Source organism: Trinickia symbiotica (genome assembly GCF_003028655.1).
In the GTDB taxonomy this organism is placed as follows: Bacteria; Pseudomonadota; Gammaproteobacteria; order Burkholderiales; family Burkholderiaceae; genus Trinickia; species Trinickia symbiotica_A.
In genome coordinates this window covers 430,156-444,774 of sequence record NZ_PYUC01000001.1, presented here as the reverse complement: position 1 = coordinate 444,774, position 14,619 = coordinate 430,156, and the positions used below count along the sequence as shown (strand labels likewise).

Annotated in this window: 15 protein-coding genes; 7 read left to right on the top strand and 8 right to left on the bottom strand. The window is 61.0% G+C overall.

Annotated features, from left to right (window positions below; translation table 11 throughout):
* Positions 1-32: 32 nt before the first annotated feature.
* On the bottom strand, positions 33-1,343 hold the full coding sequence (locus C9I57_RS01925) for an MFS transporter (protein WP_107148944.1): 1,311 nt from the start codon (positions 1,341-1,343) through the stop codon (positions 33-35).
* A gap of 135 nt (positions 1,344-1,478) precedes the next feature.
* Positions 1,479-2,561: a tartrate dehydrogenase gene (locus C9I57_RS01920; protein WP_107148943.1), complete on the bottom strand. Its 1,083-nt coding sequence runs from the start codon at positions 2,559-2,561 to the stop codon at positions 1,479-1,481.
* 399 nt (positions 2,562-2,960) lie between these two features.
* Here C9I57_RS01920 and C9I57_RS01915 point away from each other — a divergent pair, with 399 nt between their 5' ends.
* The 4 genes from C9I57_RS01915 (at position 2,961) to C9I57_RS01900 (ending at position 6,400) form a co-directional block, all read left to right on the top strand.
* On the top strand, positions 2,961-3,932 hold the full coding sequence (locus tag C9I57_RS01915) for an AraC family transcriptional regulator (protein WP_107148942.1): 972 nt from the start codon (positions 2,961-2,963) through the stop codon (positions 3,930-3,932).
* Positions 3,933-4,111: 179 nt separating this feature from the next.
* Positions 4,112-4,471: a hypothetical protein gene (locus C9I57_RS01910; protein ID WP_146166160.1), complete on the top strand. Its 360-nt coding sequence runs from the start codon at positions 4,112-4,114 to the stop codon at positions 4,469-4,471.
* 49 nt (positions 4,472-4,520) lie between these two features.
* Positions 4,521-5,345, top strand: coding sequence for a sulfite exporter TauE/SafE family protein (locus C9I57_RS01905; RefSeq protein WP_107148940.1), 825 nt, complete (start codon positions 4,521-4,523; stop codon positions 5,343-5,345).
* A gap of 131 nt (positions 5,346-5,476) precedes the next feature.
* Positions 5,477-6,400, top strand: a complete 924-nt coding sequence (locus C9I57_RS01900) for a LysR substrate-binding domain-containing protein (RefSeq protein ID WP_107148939.1) — start codon at positions 5,477-5,479, stop codon at positions 6,398-6,400.
* Between the two features lie 464 nt (positions 6,401-6,864).
* Here the strand turns inward: C9I57_RS01900 and C9I57_RS01890 are convergent, their stop codons facing one another.
* Together C9I57_RS01890 and C9I57_RS01885 are read right to left on the bottom strand one after the other, a co-directional pair.
* Positions 6,865-7,341 carry a GNAT family N-acetyltransferase gene (locus C9I57_RS01890; RefSeq protein ID WP_107148937.1) on the bottom strand — a complete coding sequence of 159 codons (477 nt, stop codon included), beginning with the start codon at positions 7,339-7,341 and terminating at the stop codon, positions 6,865-6,867.
* A gap of 68 nt (positions 7,342-7,409) precedes the next feature.
* On the bottom strand, positions 7,410-7,796 hold the full coding sequence (locus C9I57_RS01885) for a hypothetical protein (protein ID WP_146166158.1): 387 nt from the start codon (positions 7,794-7,796) through the stop codon (positions 7,410-7,412).
* Here C9I57_RS01885 and C9I57_RS01880 point away from each other — a divergent pair.
* From C9I57_RS01880 to C9I57_RS01870, 3 genes are all read left to right on the top strand, one after another.
* Positions 7,795-8,679, top strand: a complete 885-nt coding sequence (locus C9I57_RS01880; RefSeq protein WP_107148935.1) for a LysR family transcriptional regulator — start codon at positions 7,795-7,797, stop codon at positions 8,677-8,679. The two genes, C9I57_RS01885 and C9I57_RS01880, sit on opposite strands and share 2 nt — an antisense overlap.
* A gap of 80 nt (positions 8,680-8,759) precedes the next feature.
* Positions 8,760-8,933, top strand: a complete 174-nt coding sequence (locus C9I57_RS32605; protein WP_181321690.1) for a hypothetical protein — start codon at positions 8,760-8,762, stop codon at positions 8,931-8,933.
* A gap of 686 nt (positions 8,934-9,619) precedes the next feature.
* Positions 9,620-10,192, top strand: a complete 573-nt coding sequence (locus tag C9I57_RS01870; protein WP_107148933.1) for a flagellar brake domain-containing protein — start codon at positions 9,620-9,622, stop codon at positions 10,190-10,192.
* Between the two features lie 153 nt (positions 10,193-10,345).
* On the opposite strand, the gene C9I57_RS01865 is transcribed toward C9I57_RS01870, so the two are convergent.
* The 4 genes from C9I57_RS01865 to C9I57_RS01850 all read right to left on the bottom strand — a co-directional run bounded on the left by C9I57_RS01865 (position 10,346) and on the right by C9I57_RS01850 (position 14,362).
* Positions 10,346-10,954: an energy transducer TonB gene (locus tag C9I57_RS01865; RefSeq protein WP_258187450.1), complete on the bottom strand. Its 609-nt coding sequence runs from the start codon at positions 10,952-10,954 to the stop codon at positions 10,346-10,348.
* A gap of 154 nt (positions 10,955-11,108) precedes the next feature.
* Positions 11,109-11,507: an ExbD/TolR family protein gene (locus C9I57_RS01860; protein ID WP_107148931.1), complete on the bottom strand. Its 399-nt coding sequence runs from the start codon at positions 11,505-11,507 to the stop codon at positions 11,109-11,111.
* On the bottom strand, positions 11,504-12,166 hold the full coding sequence (locus tag C9I57_RS01855) for a MotA/TolQ/ExbB proton channel family protein (RefSeq protein ID WP_107148930.1): 663 nt from the start codon (positions 12,164-12,166) through the stop codon (positions 11,504-11,506). The genes C9I57_RS01860 and C9I57_RS01855 overlap by 4 nt, the downstream gene beginning before the upstream one ends.
* Before the next feature lie 21 nt (positions 12,167-12,187).
* Positions 12,188-14,362 carry a TonB-dependent receptor gene (locus C9I57_RS01850; RefSeq protein ID WP_258187449.1) on the bottom strand — a complete coding sequence of 725 codons (2,175 nt, stop codon included), beginning with the start codon at positions 14,360-14,362 and terminating at the stop codon, positions 12,188-12,190.
* Positions 14,363-14,619: the final 257 nt, after the last annotated feature.

Genomic DNA, 14,619 nt, shown 5'->3' with positions numbered 1-14,619 from the left:
TCCCTATTGGCAGCGGGGCTCTGTTCTCCTTCTCAATGGTCATGCTTCGCGACGGCTATGGCGGTGCGCTGGCCGGCTTTGCGGCTCAGCAACAGCGTCACGATCGCCGATACCGCGAGCGTTGCGCCGACGACATACAACCCCGCCGCGTAGCCGCCCGTCGCGACCTTGAGCGCGCCGATCACGAACGGACCGACGAAGCCGCCCAGATTGCCGATCGAATTGATCATCGCGATGCCGGCCGCCGCGCCTGCGCCGGACAGGAACATGCTCGGCATGGCCCAGAGCGGAGCCTTGGCGGCGCTGATGCCGATGTTGACGACGACCAGCGCGAGCACGACGAACAAGGCCGTGCTGGCCTGCCCCGCGAGGATGAAACCGAGGCAGCCCAGCGCGCACGGTATGACGACATGCCAGGTGCGTTCCTGCGATTTGTCGGAGTGCCTTGCCCAGACGATCATCGCGATGACGGCCAAGACGCTCGGAATAGCGTTGAGCAGCCCGGTCTCCATCGGCGTGAAGCCGAACTGCCGAATCATCAGCGGCGCCCAGAGCCCGAGCGTGTAGAGCCCCGCCGACGTTCCGAAATAGATGAGCGCGAGCGCAAGGACACGCGGATCGCGCAATGCGTTCATCGCGCCGGCGGTATGCCCTGACTGGGCCTTTGTCGTGCCGCCTTCCGCTTCGAGCTTCGCGATCAGCCAGCGGCGCTCTTCAGGGCTCAGCCATTGCGCTTGCGAGGGCTTGTCCGTCAGAAACTTCAGCACGACGAATCCGAGCAAGACGGCCGGCATGGCTTCGAGAATGTAGAGCATTTGCCAATCGGCCAGCCCCCATACCGGCGGCAACTGCATGATCGCACCCGAGATCGGAGAGCCGATTGCGGTCGAGATGGGCGCCGCCGCCATGAACCATGCGGCCGCTACCGCACGCTGCTTCACCGGGAACCACAGACTCAGATAAAGAATGATGCCGGGAAAGAATCCCGCTTCCGCGATACCCAACAAAAAGCGCATTGCGTAGAAGCTCGTTGGGCCCGCCACGAATGCGGAGGCGGCAGATACGATGCCCCAGCTGACCATCACGCGCGCGATCCAGATGCGCGCGCCGATGCGATGAAGAATGAGGTTGGAGGGAACCTCGAACAGGAAGTAGCCGATGAAGAAGAGACCGCCTCCGAGACCGAATGCGCTCGGCGAGAGGCCGATGGCCTTGTTCATCGTCATCGCGGCAAATCCGACGTTGACGCGATCGAGAAAGCTGACGAAATAAAGCAGCATGACGAACGGAATGATCCGCCACATCAATTTCCGCGAGACTCGATGCTCGAGGTCGATGTTCATGTCTCCTCCCTTGGAGCTTTCAGTTTTAGCGGCGCGCCCCTTCGAGAGGCGCGCTCTGTCCAACCGCAGCGCCTGCCGCTACGGGCAGGCGTCCGTTCGTGCGCGGTGTGCGTAAGAGCCTGAGATCGCTACGCGCTAGACGGTTGCCTGACTGTTCGCGACGAGGTCACACACGGCCTCGGTCACCTGCGCGGTGGTCGCGCTGCCTCCGAGGTCCCCGGTGTGAAGCTTCGGGTTCGCCGTGACGGCTTCGATCGCGCGCATCAGGCGCTTGGCGGCGCCGAATTCGCCGAGATGTTCGAGCATCATGACGACGGACCAGAAGGTGCCGATCGGGTTGGCCAAGCCCTTGCCCATGATGTCGAATGCCGAGCCGTGGATCGGCTCGAACATCGAGGGATAGCGGCGCTCTGGATCGATGTTGCCCGTCGGCGCGATGCCGAGGCTGCCGGCGAGCGCGGCGGCGAGATCGCTGAGAATGTCCGCATGCAGATTCGTCGCGACGATCGTATCGAGCGAGGCGGGGCGATTGATCATGCGTGCCGTCGACGCATCGACGAGTTCCTTGTCCCACTTGACGTCGGGGAACTCCTTCGAGATCCGAAGCGCGACCTCATCCCACATGACCATTGCGTGCCGCTGGGCGTTGCTTTTGGTGATGACCGTCAGCTGCTTGCGCGGACGCGACTGCGCGAGCCGAAAGGCGAAACGCATGATGCGCTCGACACCGGCGCGCGTGAGGATCGATACGTCGGTTGCCGCTTCGATAGGATGCCCCTGATGCACGCGCCCCCCGATGCCGGAATATTCGCCTTCCGAGTTTTCGCGCACGATGACCCAGTCGAGATCGCCGGGCTTACAGCGTTTGAGCGGAGCGTCGATGCCCGGCAGGATTCGCGTTGGCCGCACGTTGGCGTACTGATCGAACCCTTGGCAGATCTTCAAGCGCAGACCCCACAGCGTGATGTGGTCGGGGACGTCGGGATCGCCGGCCGAGCCGAAGAGAATCGCGTCCTTGTCGCGCAGCGCGTCGAGGCCATCGGCCGGCATCATGACGCCATGCTGGCGGTAATAGTCGGCGCCCCAATCGAAATCCTCGAATTCGAAAGCGAAGCTATCGGCGGTCTTCGCGAGTGCCTCGAGCACGTGTTTGCCGGCCGGAATCACTTCCTTGCCGATGCCGTCGCCGGGAATCGCCGCAATGCGGTACGTCCTCATTTGGTCAGTCCTCGATACGTTGTCGTCAGGACTCCGAAATTAACGCAACGTGAGTTGAGATGACCGGTGCTAAACTCAAAGCATTCTTAACTTAAATTCACAAATGCGGCGTGTCGGAAACCGTCCTTCCGTCCGATCTAAGATTCATTTCGACGCTTGCGGCATGGAAGGTGGAGCGATTGAGGGTTGTCCAAGAGTAAGGATTTTCCTGGTTTCATGTCGGCATATCGACAATCGGCTTTCGTTCAAGAACCGCCTATCGCGCACCCTAAAGTTAGAAATCGAGCGGTCGTTTACGATAGTGGTTGGTGGTAATTTTGTTGGCGAGACGCAGCGTCGGACAAGCCGGCGAGCGCTCTTCCTCCATCCGCCCCGATACCTTCGATTGCGAGCACGTCGATGGACAACCTTCAGCCGAGTCTGGCTGCTCACGAGCAGGCCCTGATCGAAAGCGAGACGCGCCTGTTGCATGAGGTGCCGCCCGCGGGTTCGCGACACCCCCCAAAACCGCGGCGCCCATTGCCTGCTGCGCTCGACGATTGGCGCCTCGCTCACGCCGTACGCTTCATGGAACGCAACATAGCTGAATCGGCGCGACTGAACGACATCGCCGCGCACGTCGATCTGAGCCCGTTCCATTTTCAGCGCTATTTCAAGCAGGCGATGGGTGAGACGCCCGCGGCCTATGTCCGACGCGTGAAGCTGGACGAGGCAGCAGTCAGCCTCTGGATTAACGACAAGTCGGTGATCGAGCTTGCGCTCGGCTCCGGCTACGGAAGCCATGAAGCATTCGTGCGCGCGTTTCATCGGCAGTTCGGCCTCGTCCCTTCGCAGTACCGGGCATACGCGAGACGAGCGGCAAGCCAGCCGGATCCGGCCGATCTCGAGCGCGCCAAAACGGTGCGCGTGCAACAAATGCAGCCGATTCCGTTGCTCGCAATGCGCTTTTACGGTTCTTACGCCAATGTGGAAACGCACTGGCAGACCTTTGCCAAAGCGGTTCGCGCCGCCGGGCTGAACCTGGACGATCTGCAAGCGATCGGCGTTGCCTATGACAGCCCGGAAATCACGCCGAACGAACTGATCCGCTACGATTGCGCGATCGTGGACCCCGGATTCGATACGCGCGGCTCATCACTGACGCCACTCTCGTTGGCATCCGATTTATACGCAACGCTAGGGCACCACGGCCCCTATCACGAGATCTTTGCGACGTATCGCGTCCTCAGCGTCACCTGGCTCGCGGGCGCAGCTCACCAGTACGGCGTCGAAATCATCAAGGCATACGAGTTCTATCGAGAACTGCCTTGGGAAAACACGGGCCGCACGCAGCGCTTCGACCTGATGTTGCCGGTTAAAAAAAGAAAATAGCCATTGCCTCAAGCGCAAGTTTTATCAAGCTTCCTCAATTCTGCGTCGCTATATTCGTCCCGGACCAAACCAGTCGGAAATGGCCCGGCCGAGCGACGATAAACGCCGGCGGGACGAGCCATTGAGCCCGTAGATGCGCCCCGAGAGGTGCTGGTGAAGGTATGTGAGGAATGCACGAAATGACCGAAGCGATTGGGGCGGCGCAGCAGCGTCTTCGCGCGATCAACCCCATGTTCCCGGCGTTGATCCGACTGCATGAGGCGCTGCATCGCTGCGCCTACCCAGTCGACGCGATGGATGATGAGACACATCAGCGGCGTTTGAACGATCTCGCGGGAAAGACTGTCGAGGTGGCCGCGGCGTTCCTTTCTTGCCGCTCGGATCTCAACCTCGACACGAAATCGAAGATCGAGGAAATCGTCACCGCGCTGACAACGATGCCGTCGTGGGCGCATCGTGATTTCTCTCGCTCTCGTCTGATCGAGCTCGAGCGAGATCTGCGCGCGGTAGCGGGAGCCATCGCGGCGGCACGCGACTGAAGAGCCTGCCAGCGGTCAGTGTTTGTTTCTTGAGCGTAAGGATTGGAAATTGAACATTTTCGCGCTATCGGGATTTAGCGGATCGACCATCGCGATGCTCCTGCTGATCCTCTGGTTGTCCGCGGTCATGAGCGGTCTGTCCGGCTTCGGCTTCTCCGCCATCGGCGCGATCTGCCTCTGGCTGTTGCCCCCGACGCTTGCCGTCCCACTGCTGATGGCGTTGTCGTCGGCAAACCAGATGATGTCGCTTAGGCAGATTCGCGCCGACATGAAGCCGCTCCGTCAGTGGTGGCCCCAAGGTCCTGCGCCCTTCATTGCAGGAGGCTTGATCGGCGTCCCTATTGGCCTATGGCTGCTGCATTCCCTGCCGACCCCTGTCCTGATGGTGATCTTCGGCGCATTCCTCGTCGCCTACGCCGCTTATTCCATGGCGACGCCTGCCAATCCGCGCAAGCTAACCGGCGGCTGGGCGCTAGCCGCGCTGGTCGGCATGGCGGGCGGCGTCATCGGCGGCTTCACTGCCTTTCCCGGCGCCGCCGTCGTCGTATGGATCGGGCGGCTCGGCTTGCCAAAAAAAGAATCCAGGGCAATTGTGCAGCCTTACATCTTCGCCATGCAAATGGTGTCGCTTGCCATGCTGACCGTTCAGCACTCGTCCACGTTCAGCGCTACGTTCTGGAGTCTCTTCGCCCTGACCATCGTAGCCGTGCTGCCCGGCACGTTATTGGGCGTGTATATCTACAAATCGCTTTCAGACATCAACTTTCGGCGCGTCTCTTTTTCTCTGCTTGGCACGTCTGGGCTCGCGATTTTGACCAAAGGCATTGGCGGACTGGGGATTGCGACCGGACTGTTGTCGATGATGTCGCATTAGACGCGCCGGCGATAACGCCAGGCTGCGGAGGAGGGCGGTACGTAGCCCCTCGCCCTATTAATTTCGCTGCACCAAGCATGCCCCGATGCTAGACTCGAACGATTCTTAACTTGCATTCACAAGTCGGGGCCGTGTCCGAAACCGTTCTCCCGTCCGATCTGAGCTTCTTTTCGACCCTCGCGGCCTCGGGCAGTCTCAGTGCCGCGGCGCGTGAACTCGGGCTGACGGCGGCTGCCGTCAGCAAGCGGCTCGCGCTGATGGAAAGTCGCGCCGGCGTCGCGCTCGTCAATCGCACCACGCGGCGCATGATGCTCACACCGGAAGGCGAGCTCTATCTCGCGCACGCGCGCCGCATTCTCGATGAAATTGGCGAACTGTCGGAATTGCTGGGCAGTGCGAAGAAAAGCCCCAAGGGATTGTTGCGTGTCAATGCAACGCTCGGTTTTGGCCGAAGCCACATCGGGCCGGCGATATCGCGCTTCGTTGCCCAGTACCCGCAGGTTTCGGTGCAGTTACAGTTATCGGTGGCACCGCCGCCGCTGACCGACGATGCGTTCGATGTCTGCATCCGATTTGGCGAGCCGCCGGACACGCGCGTGGTGGCACGCAGGCTCGCGCCGAATCGCCGGCTGCTTTGCGCGGCGCCGTCCTACATCGCCTCGCACGGAATGCCCGCGTGCCCGCGCGATCTCGCCAAGCACAACTGCATCGGCATCCGGCAGGGCGACGAGGCCTACGGCGTATGGCGGCTCACGTCGGGCAGGGGCGCCGCGCGCAAAACCGAAACGGTGAGAATCAACGGCAACCTGACGACGAACGACGGCGAAATCGCCGTGAAGTGGGCGCTCGAGGGCCACGGCATCCTGATGCGGGCCGAGTGGGACATCGACGAGTACTTGGCCGACGGCCGCCTAGTGGCCATTTTGCCAGGGTATGACACGCCGAGCGCCGACATCTATGCCGTTTATGCGCAGCGGCATCAGATGTCGACGAGGATTCGCGCGTTCGTCGATTTTCTGGCGCGGCACCTGGAAGGCGCTCGTGGCTCATCGTAGCGGATGAGCGGCGACAGGCACACGAGCACGTCCAGCCCATCGAGAAAATTTGTCAATATGTGGGAGCCGGCGAACGTCTCGTTGCGAGGGGCTGTCTCGGTGAATGGCCCATCACGGCGCACCCGACCAGTTTCCATCTCTTACTGGACCTGCCAAGATACTGGAGGCCTGACACCTTCGTGGACGCGTTGGGACGGCGAGGTGTGGCGATTACGCCTTTGGCCGCGTTTGCTGCGCCTAATGTGCCGATAAGCCGTACTGTAAGGATCGCTATGGCCGCCCCCATGACAATCAAGCAACTGGAAATCGGGCTCCTAACCGTGGCGGATACGTTGAAGAACGGACCGTGCTAAGCATGCGTCCAGCAGCATTATTGCCTTGCTCTCGCGTCGCCTCGCGAGCGCGCTTGTCGATCTTCCACTGTCATCGAACATACGTAGCGAAAAATCGCGGAAACAAAAAAATCAGTTTTGGTTTTTCTGAAGTAAACCGATCGACTTGGCCATTTCCGTCGTTGTGCCCCAGTCGAGGCCCGAGTAAAGGCTGCGCCCCTGTTCGGTCGCATGCAGGATGGCGTATTCGATGCCGCGTTTCGCAAACTCGGCTTCCGCCATCCGCATGAGCTCGCGCGCCAGACCGCGCTTGCGAAAGGCCGGTTCGACGTAGACATTGAGGACGTACCCGCGCTTGTCCGTCGCTGGATGCAACGGATGCGGCGGCCAGTCGAGTTCCATCAGACCGATACCGGCGACGGCCTTCCCGTTTTCGACGAGCATGAAGCCGAAATAGCGGCCGTCACGGAGCCTTGGCGCGAGCCAATGCCGGAAGTGTTCCGTCATTGTCCGTAAGATCTCTTCGCTGCGGCCCGCCTCACGAAACATTTCTTCACGATGGCGGCAAATGAGGTCGAGGTCTGCTTCGCAAAGCTCACGCACGTTCATCGGAGTAGTCCTCTCCTGTGGAATCGCGATTATAGGCAACGCGGTTCAGGCGGGCGGCATGCGTGCCATCACTTCGAGCATGAGCGCGACGCCTGTTTGAGCACGTCGTTGCCGGAGGGATTTTGAAAGAACGCTTCAAGACTCGCGTGTGCGTCATTGGCGGCGGTGCTGAGGCACGCTTTGCCGCCATCGACGTGGGTAACGCGCGACGGCGCATCGGTGCGGATCGCGGTGATCGACAAAACAACTGCGACGAAAGCGAATGCGGTCAGGATCGCGATGACCCACCGCCTGCCGTCGTTCATGTCCGTTTTTTGATTCATGATGGGGGACCTCATGAGTGCGAGGACGTCTGAGGCAACTATCTTCCAGTGAAGGTAACATTGAGAAAAGTTGAATTTGCTGATCAATAGATTCAGTAATACTGAACTAAGACCAAGGGACTCCGTCGACATGCGTGAGATCAGCCTCGATCGATTACGTACGCTCGTTGCCATCGCCGATTGCGGTTCGTTTGCCGACGCCGCGCGGGCGTTGCACCTTGCTCCGCCGACGATCAGTCTTCACATCGCCGATCTCGAGGAACGAGTCGGCGCACCGCTTTTGTCGCGCAAGCGAGGGCAGGTGCGGCCGTCGGCCGTCGGTGAGACGCTCGTCAAATACGCGCGACGGCTGCTGGCCGAAGCCGAGCAGGCATTGCAGGATGTAAAGCGTCAGGTCGAAGGCAAGGGCGGCCGGGTACGGCTCGGTGCATCCACGGGTGCGATCGCGAATCTGTTGCCGCGGGCGTTGGAGTTGCTTGCTCTGCACCATCCGGGCATCGACGTGCAGATTGCGGTACTGACTTCGCAAGAAACGCTGGCGCGGCTTACGTCAGGCGCGCTCGACGTTGGCCTCGTCGCGCTGCCTCAGCAGGCCGCGGACGGACTCACGATCAGGCCTTGGCGTCGCGATCCCGTTATGGCGTTCATGCCGGAGGCATGGAAGTGCCCAGCGCGCGTCACGCCGCAATGGCTCGCGGCACGGCCGCTCATTCTGAACGATTCGAGCACTCGGTTTTCCCGCCTGACTGAGGAGTGGTTTGCTTCCGGCGGCCAGCATCCGGTGCCGCGCATCCAGCTCAATTTCACCGATGCGATCAGGAGCCTCGTGGCGGCCTGTTACGGCGCGGCGCTGCTTCCTCAGGAGGCAGTTGCGCCGGTCCCGGATCCTCGCATTGCGATGCGGCCCTTGCGGCCGGCGCTGTGGCGCGAACTGGGAATCGCGCATCGTGCGGAGGCGGTCGATCGCCCAACTCAGCACGTGCTGGATGCGTTATGGAGCTTGCGGTTGCGGTAGGGTCCGGGCGGATTTATCGTGGCTGGCGCGCTCGTTGCTCGCTTTGACATGATCGGTGAAGCGAATGCACAGGAGGCAATATGGGTTCGACGAATGACAAGCCGCAACAACCGGATCTCGCGCATCCGAAGCCCGCTGAACATAACGACGACGAGCGGAGCCGTATGCCCGAACGCGAGGACAAGCAGCGCAAACAGTCACCTGCCGATAAGCCGGGCAAACAACCCGGAGAGGGCGAGGCGTCGGTGGGGTGAGGCATGGAAGGGGAGCGCGAGCCGGTCTTCGGGCGGCCGGCTTCGCCCTACTCGGACAGACATTGTCAAACGCGCGCGGAAAGCTAGCCATTTTTGTCGAGATCATCAAGCAGGTCCTCAGAGGACCGATAACGCGCGCGACCCCTCATCGCCTCCGACTCGTGAAGTGCCTGCAAGGTATTCTCGTTCGGAATGCGGACCTCGAACGGCAACCCTCCGGTCATTATTGCGCCGTGTAGGATCCTGCTGACATGGGTGAGAGCGTTGACTACGCAAAGCTCGGCGCGAGCTGATTTGAATTGCCAAATTGCCGATCAATAATAGTTGCGTCTTGGGGAGGCGTCCTATGACGGAACATGCGAATGAACGGGCAGTCGCTTCAAATACGGAGGCACTCACGCAGCCGTTGCGAGAAAATGAAGTGCCGGTCGGCACGCCACTCGCGTGGCCGATCGTCGACGAAAACGGTACGCTTCTCGTTGATCGCGGCACAGTGCTTCCCGACGGCGAAGCGCGTACATTCCTGTTCTCGTACTTCGCGCCTCGCCGGGGCGATTCGGCTTCCGACGAAGTAATTGTCAACGGCGATAGTGCGGCGAACAAGTCGCGACCAATTAGCGTCGAGGACATGGGCCTCACGATTGGCGCGAGATTGGGCCTTGCCGCGATTCGGTGCGGGAGCCGCAATGCGTTCCAGCCACCTCATCGGCATTGCACCGAATCATGCGCTGTTCGCGACACCGCCGGTCCTCTCAGGTCAGCCTGCTACGGTTGTGCCGGGCGAGCAAGTGGACGTCGTCGCGCTATCCAACAAAGCCGTTTTCCGGTTCCTTTGCTTGGTGGACGGGGTGTGCAAAACGCCGTTCGCCTATATTGTGCTATCCGAACCGGCGGCGGTACGCCGGCTGAGGGAACGCCGATGCGCGCGTCTTCGGACGAAGCTGGCTGCGCTTTATGCGACGGACATCAGCGGGAACTACGACGGCATGGGTATCCTCGGTGATCTCAGTCCGCTTGGGCTTTCGCTCGCTACGTTGAAAACGCTGGGGCAGATAGGGATGCGCGTGCGCGTGGCCTTCCGCCTCCGAACGCACCGCCTGGATGCTGAGGTGGAGACTATTGGGACGATCCGCGACGTACGTGCTGCGGCACCGGGTAGCACACTGATCGTCCATGGAATCGAATTCCAGCAACTGGACGCCTCGCAAGCGGCCCATATTAAGGCTTTCATTTTTGATCAGCAGTGCGCTTCCCTGTAGGCGAACGTGCGGTCCAAAAACCGAAACTTCGCCGAAGCCGGACGCATCGTGATGATGCGCGCGAGGTATCTGGCGACTGCCAAGATTCCGAGCGATCAATTGCGGGCGGTGCAAGTGAAGTCGCTCAGCATCGAGCGTCGCACCTCCTTCCATTCAATCCACGTTGAAGTGAACCCGTACATCCTGACGACTCTCGACGGGATGCCCGGCCGCTGTCGCTGGGACGAAGCGCCATCTATGCAGTGTCGCGATGAGTATCTGATTGAGGCGGGGATTCGGTGTCGGCTTGATCAGTTCGACATCGAAGGTCCCGTTCGCGTGAATGACGAAGCGCGCGACCGCGACGAACTGGTAACCGTCTTCACGAAGATCGTCCGGCAAGTCGGGCAGGGGTTGGGCGACGAGGCGCGCAGGGCCGCTTTCCTGTGTGTCCGAATGGCCCTCTGTCGATTGCTGAGTGTCAAGCGGCGACCCTGCGCTTGCACTCGACTGGCGGGCTGAGCTTTCCGTTGGATTTGACGACACGCTCGGCGTCACGGGCGGCGCGGTTCGCCGTACCGTCTCGGTGGTCGGCGGCGGGACAGGTGGCGGGTTCTCGGCTTTCGGCAACGGATTTCGCGCTATCTCATGCCGGCGCGCCACGGGGCGCATGGGTTGCTCGGCCGGACGCGGAAACGCGTGCGTTGCCGCATCCGGCGCCCTCGCAATCGCACTATTGCGCCCGGCATCTTGCGGCGTGACGGGCCATTCAACCAGCCGCATGTCGATCGGTTCATCCCTGCGCTTCAAAGGTTCGCTGCCGGAGAAGAGCCAACGCGAGTTCGAGAGAAACAAACCCCACGCAGCCGAGGCCAGCAACGCTGCAACAACGAGCCGCCAACATCTGCTCCGTTCTGCGTCAGACGAGACCCATCGCTTATTCACGGTGCACGGCAACGAGAAAGTGCTTCGCGCCGGCCTTTCGCGCCTCGAGCATGGCTTGCACGACGATGCCATGAGATGCGCCGTCATCGGCGGCCACTACGAGATCGCCGCCGGGCCCGATTAGGCGCTTCACGCTGCCGACGATCTGATCGAGCGTAACCGGTTGCTGATTGATATAAATCCGATTCTCGCGATTGACCGAGAGCGTCACCGGCTGATCCGCCGGCATCTGCTGCGCCTGCCCACGCGGCAAATCGATGCGGACGGTATCGAGGCGCTGCATCGCAAGCGACGTCAACATGAACGTCGCGAGCAGAAAAAACATCACATCGATCATCGGAATGATTTCGATGCGCCCGCGCTTCGGCACTCGAGAGCGGCGCAGTTTCAAGGCTGCGCTCCTGCGTTGCCCGTTTCGCGGGAAAGGCGAATGTCGCCGAGCCGTTCGTTTGCAAACGATTCGATCTCATCCATCAACCGGTCGATGCGTCGCGAAAAGTAGTTGAACGCGAAAAGAGCGATGAGCGCAATGACAAGCCCTATCGCCGTGGCGACCAGGGCCTGTGCAACACCGCCTGACACGCCGGCGGGGCTCACGAGACCGTCTCCCCCAATCAATCGGAACGAGCGCATCATGCCGACGATCGTCCCCAGCAGGCCAAGCAGCGGGGCGGCCGTCACGATCGTTTCGAGGAGCCAGAGTCCGCGGCTCATGTCGCGCTCGATATTCGCCGCTGCCGTTTCGATTCGCGCTTCGGTTCGCCAAAGCGGCGTCTCGTCATGATCGGAGAGAATGGCGTCGATGCGGCGCCAGGCATGTCTTGCCGGCAATGTTCTCGCGCTCGGATGCGCCATTCCGTTGCTGGCGCTGATTTCAGCAGCTCCGTGTTCGCTGCGCAACGACAGGTCTCCCGGAATACGCGCATAACGCCAAAAGACGTACGCACGGTCGATCATGATGGTCAACGCCACGATGGCGAGCACGCTCAGCGGGTAGACCACCCAGCCGCCTGTACGTACGGCTTCGGCGATACCAGTCCAGTCGTTCATAACGCTTTGCTCCAAAAATGCTCAAAAGTGCTTCGTGATGCCCGCGTAAATCGCGCGTTGCGGGCCGAACTGCGGCGCTTGCACGCCAATGCCGGAGCCGTCGCGCAGCTCATAGACGCTGTTGAACGCATTGATGAGCACGATCCGGCCATCGAACTTGCCGATAAGCGGCGCGTTGAAACGTTCGATTACGCCGAGATTGAGTTGCCAGTACCACGGCAGTTTGTCGGTATTGTCAAAGCCGCTGCGCAAGCCGCTGCCGACGATGCCGTCGAGCGTGAACGTCGTTCGACCTAGTGTGTAGGCGCCGCCGAACGATGCCGTGACGCGCTGGTCGTGATCGAGATAGATCCAGTTGCCGGCCGCGAATGCGAGCTCGTCGGCGCCGAAGTTGAACTGCGCCGACTCGATGTTCTTGCCCTGCGCGCGGCTCCAGGCGACGTTCGCGTAAGCCGAGATGTTTTCGTGCTTATAGTTCGCCGTGAACTCGAGACCATAGACGCGGCCCTGCTCGTAATTGAACGCAGTGAAGATGAGCGCATTGCCGAACTGCCCTTCGTCGATCAGGTCACGCGCTATCTTGTAGTACGCGTCGAGGCCCAGCGTGAGGTCCGACGTGACGCGCTGCGAGATACCGATGTCGAAGTAGTGGCTGCGCTCGGGCTTTACAGGGTCGTTTTGTGAGCCTGTCGCTTGATTCGTCGTGCCGTTGAAGAGGCCGATCGTCGAGTCGGAGACGAGCTCCATGGGCGGCGGCGTGAAATAGCGGGCATAGCCTGCGTGGAGCGTCGTCGCGTTGGTTGGCTGATAAACGAGCCCGATGCGCGGGCTCAGCTGCCCCGCTTGAACGAATTCATCCACACGGTCATAGCGTACGCCGTAGTTCAGTGTCAGCTTGCTCGTGAGTTTCCATTCGTCCTGCAGATAAAGCCCGTATAGGTAGCCCGTCTTGCTGTTCGAATCGTTGATCGTGAACGGCCGATCCGAAAGCTGATTGCCGTTTGCATCGACGGAGAAGACGGCGACGCTATCGTTGAAGCTCGCGTGCTCCTGCTCCAACATGATCCCCGCGCGCACGGTGTGCGCTTCGCCGATCCGGTACGTTGTATCGGCTTGCAGCCCGTTGGCCTGATTGCTGTGAAAGTCGCGGGACGCCACGCCATCGAAGATCAGGTCGCCGACAGGATCGGGGTTGAACTGCGTGCGCGTATAGCGTGTGTAGAGCGCGATCTGATAGTCGAGCGCGGCTCCATTGGTACCCTGCAGCGCAACGACGGCGAAGTTATTGAGCTCCGACTGCGTTTCGTCGAGGTTCGCCGAATTGAATGCAGGCGTCCCGTTCAGCGTGAAGACCGGCGTCAACCCTGGCGTATTTGGAATCTGAAAATGATTGGCCGCGGCGCCGAACATGACGCTCACGCGCGTGAGCGGATCAATCATGTACGACAGGTAGCCGAAGCCGTTGCCCTGGCGCGTGTGATCGTGCAGGGGATTGGCGTCGGACGTGGGCGCTTCGATGCCGAGATTGTTCTCGCCGAGCGTGCCGGTGAAGTAATAGCTGAACGGGCCGCTCGAGCCAAACAGCTCGGCGCTCGTCTGGATCGTTTGATGGCTGCCCCCGTAGACGTCGATCGTGCCGCCGTTGCCCGCGTTGCCTTGCTTCGTGCGAATGTCGACGATCCCCGCGGTCCGATCGCCGTATTGCGCGGGCAACGCACCTGTCACGAGGTTGACCTGATCGACGATCCGCGAATCGAACGATTGGCCGAAGCCGCTGATCGGCTCGGGAATCATGATGCCGTCGATCCGATACTGCAAATTCGCATGCTCGCCGCGCACGTGCAGTTGACCGAACGAATCGTTCGCGACGCCGGGCGCCTGCAGCAAGACCTGATTGAGCGGCGTGTTCGCGCCCTGCGGCATGTTGTCGATATCGGATTGAGTCATCCGGTAGACACTGCTCCCCGTTTCGGGCAGCAGTCCGTTGCGGGCGCGATCGAGGCGCTTGGCACTGACCGTGACGTCGAGGCTCGCTGCGTCGCCTTCTCGCGCATTTGGATTCGAAGGCGTTGCCTGACTTGGCGTGCCGCTGGCTGCATCGGCAGCAGCGTCCTGAGCATGAGCCATCAGCGCATATGACCCAAGAATCGACGCTGCCGCCACCGCGCAGGCTCGGGCTATCTGTGAGCGTTCCATCTTCGTCTTCTCGTTCGGCTTTTAATGGGGAGCCCGTTGCATCGAGGGGTGCTCGACGATCCGCAAGCCGCTCGAAACCAAGGGAAATGATATAACGTATCAACGATGGAGCGCGATGATATAACGTATCAACGAAGGTGACAAGAAGTTGACGCGGGAAGGGCTGCAGTCTTCCCCGTCGCCCGTCGATGCCGGTGAGGTCAGGAAGGCAGCGCGAAAGCTGCCTAGGGGTAGATTCGGTGGGTCTCGCCGACCGC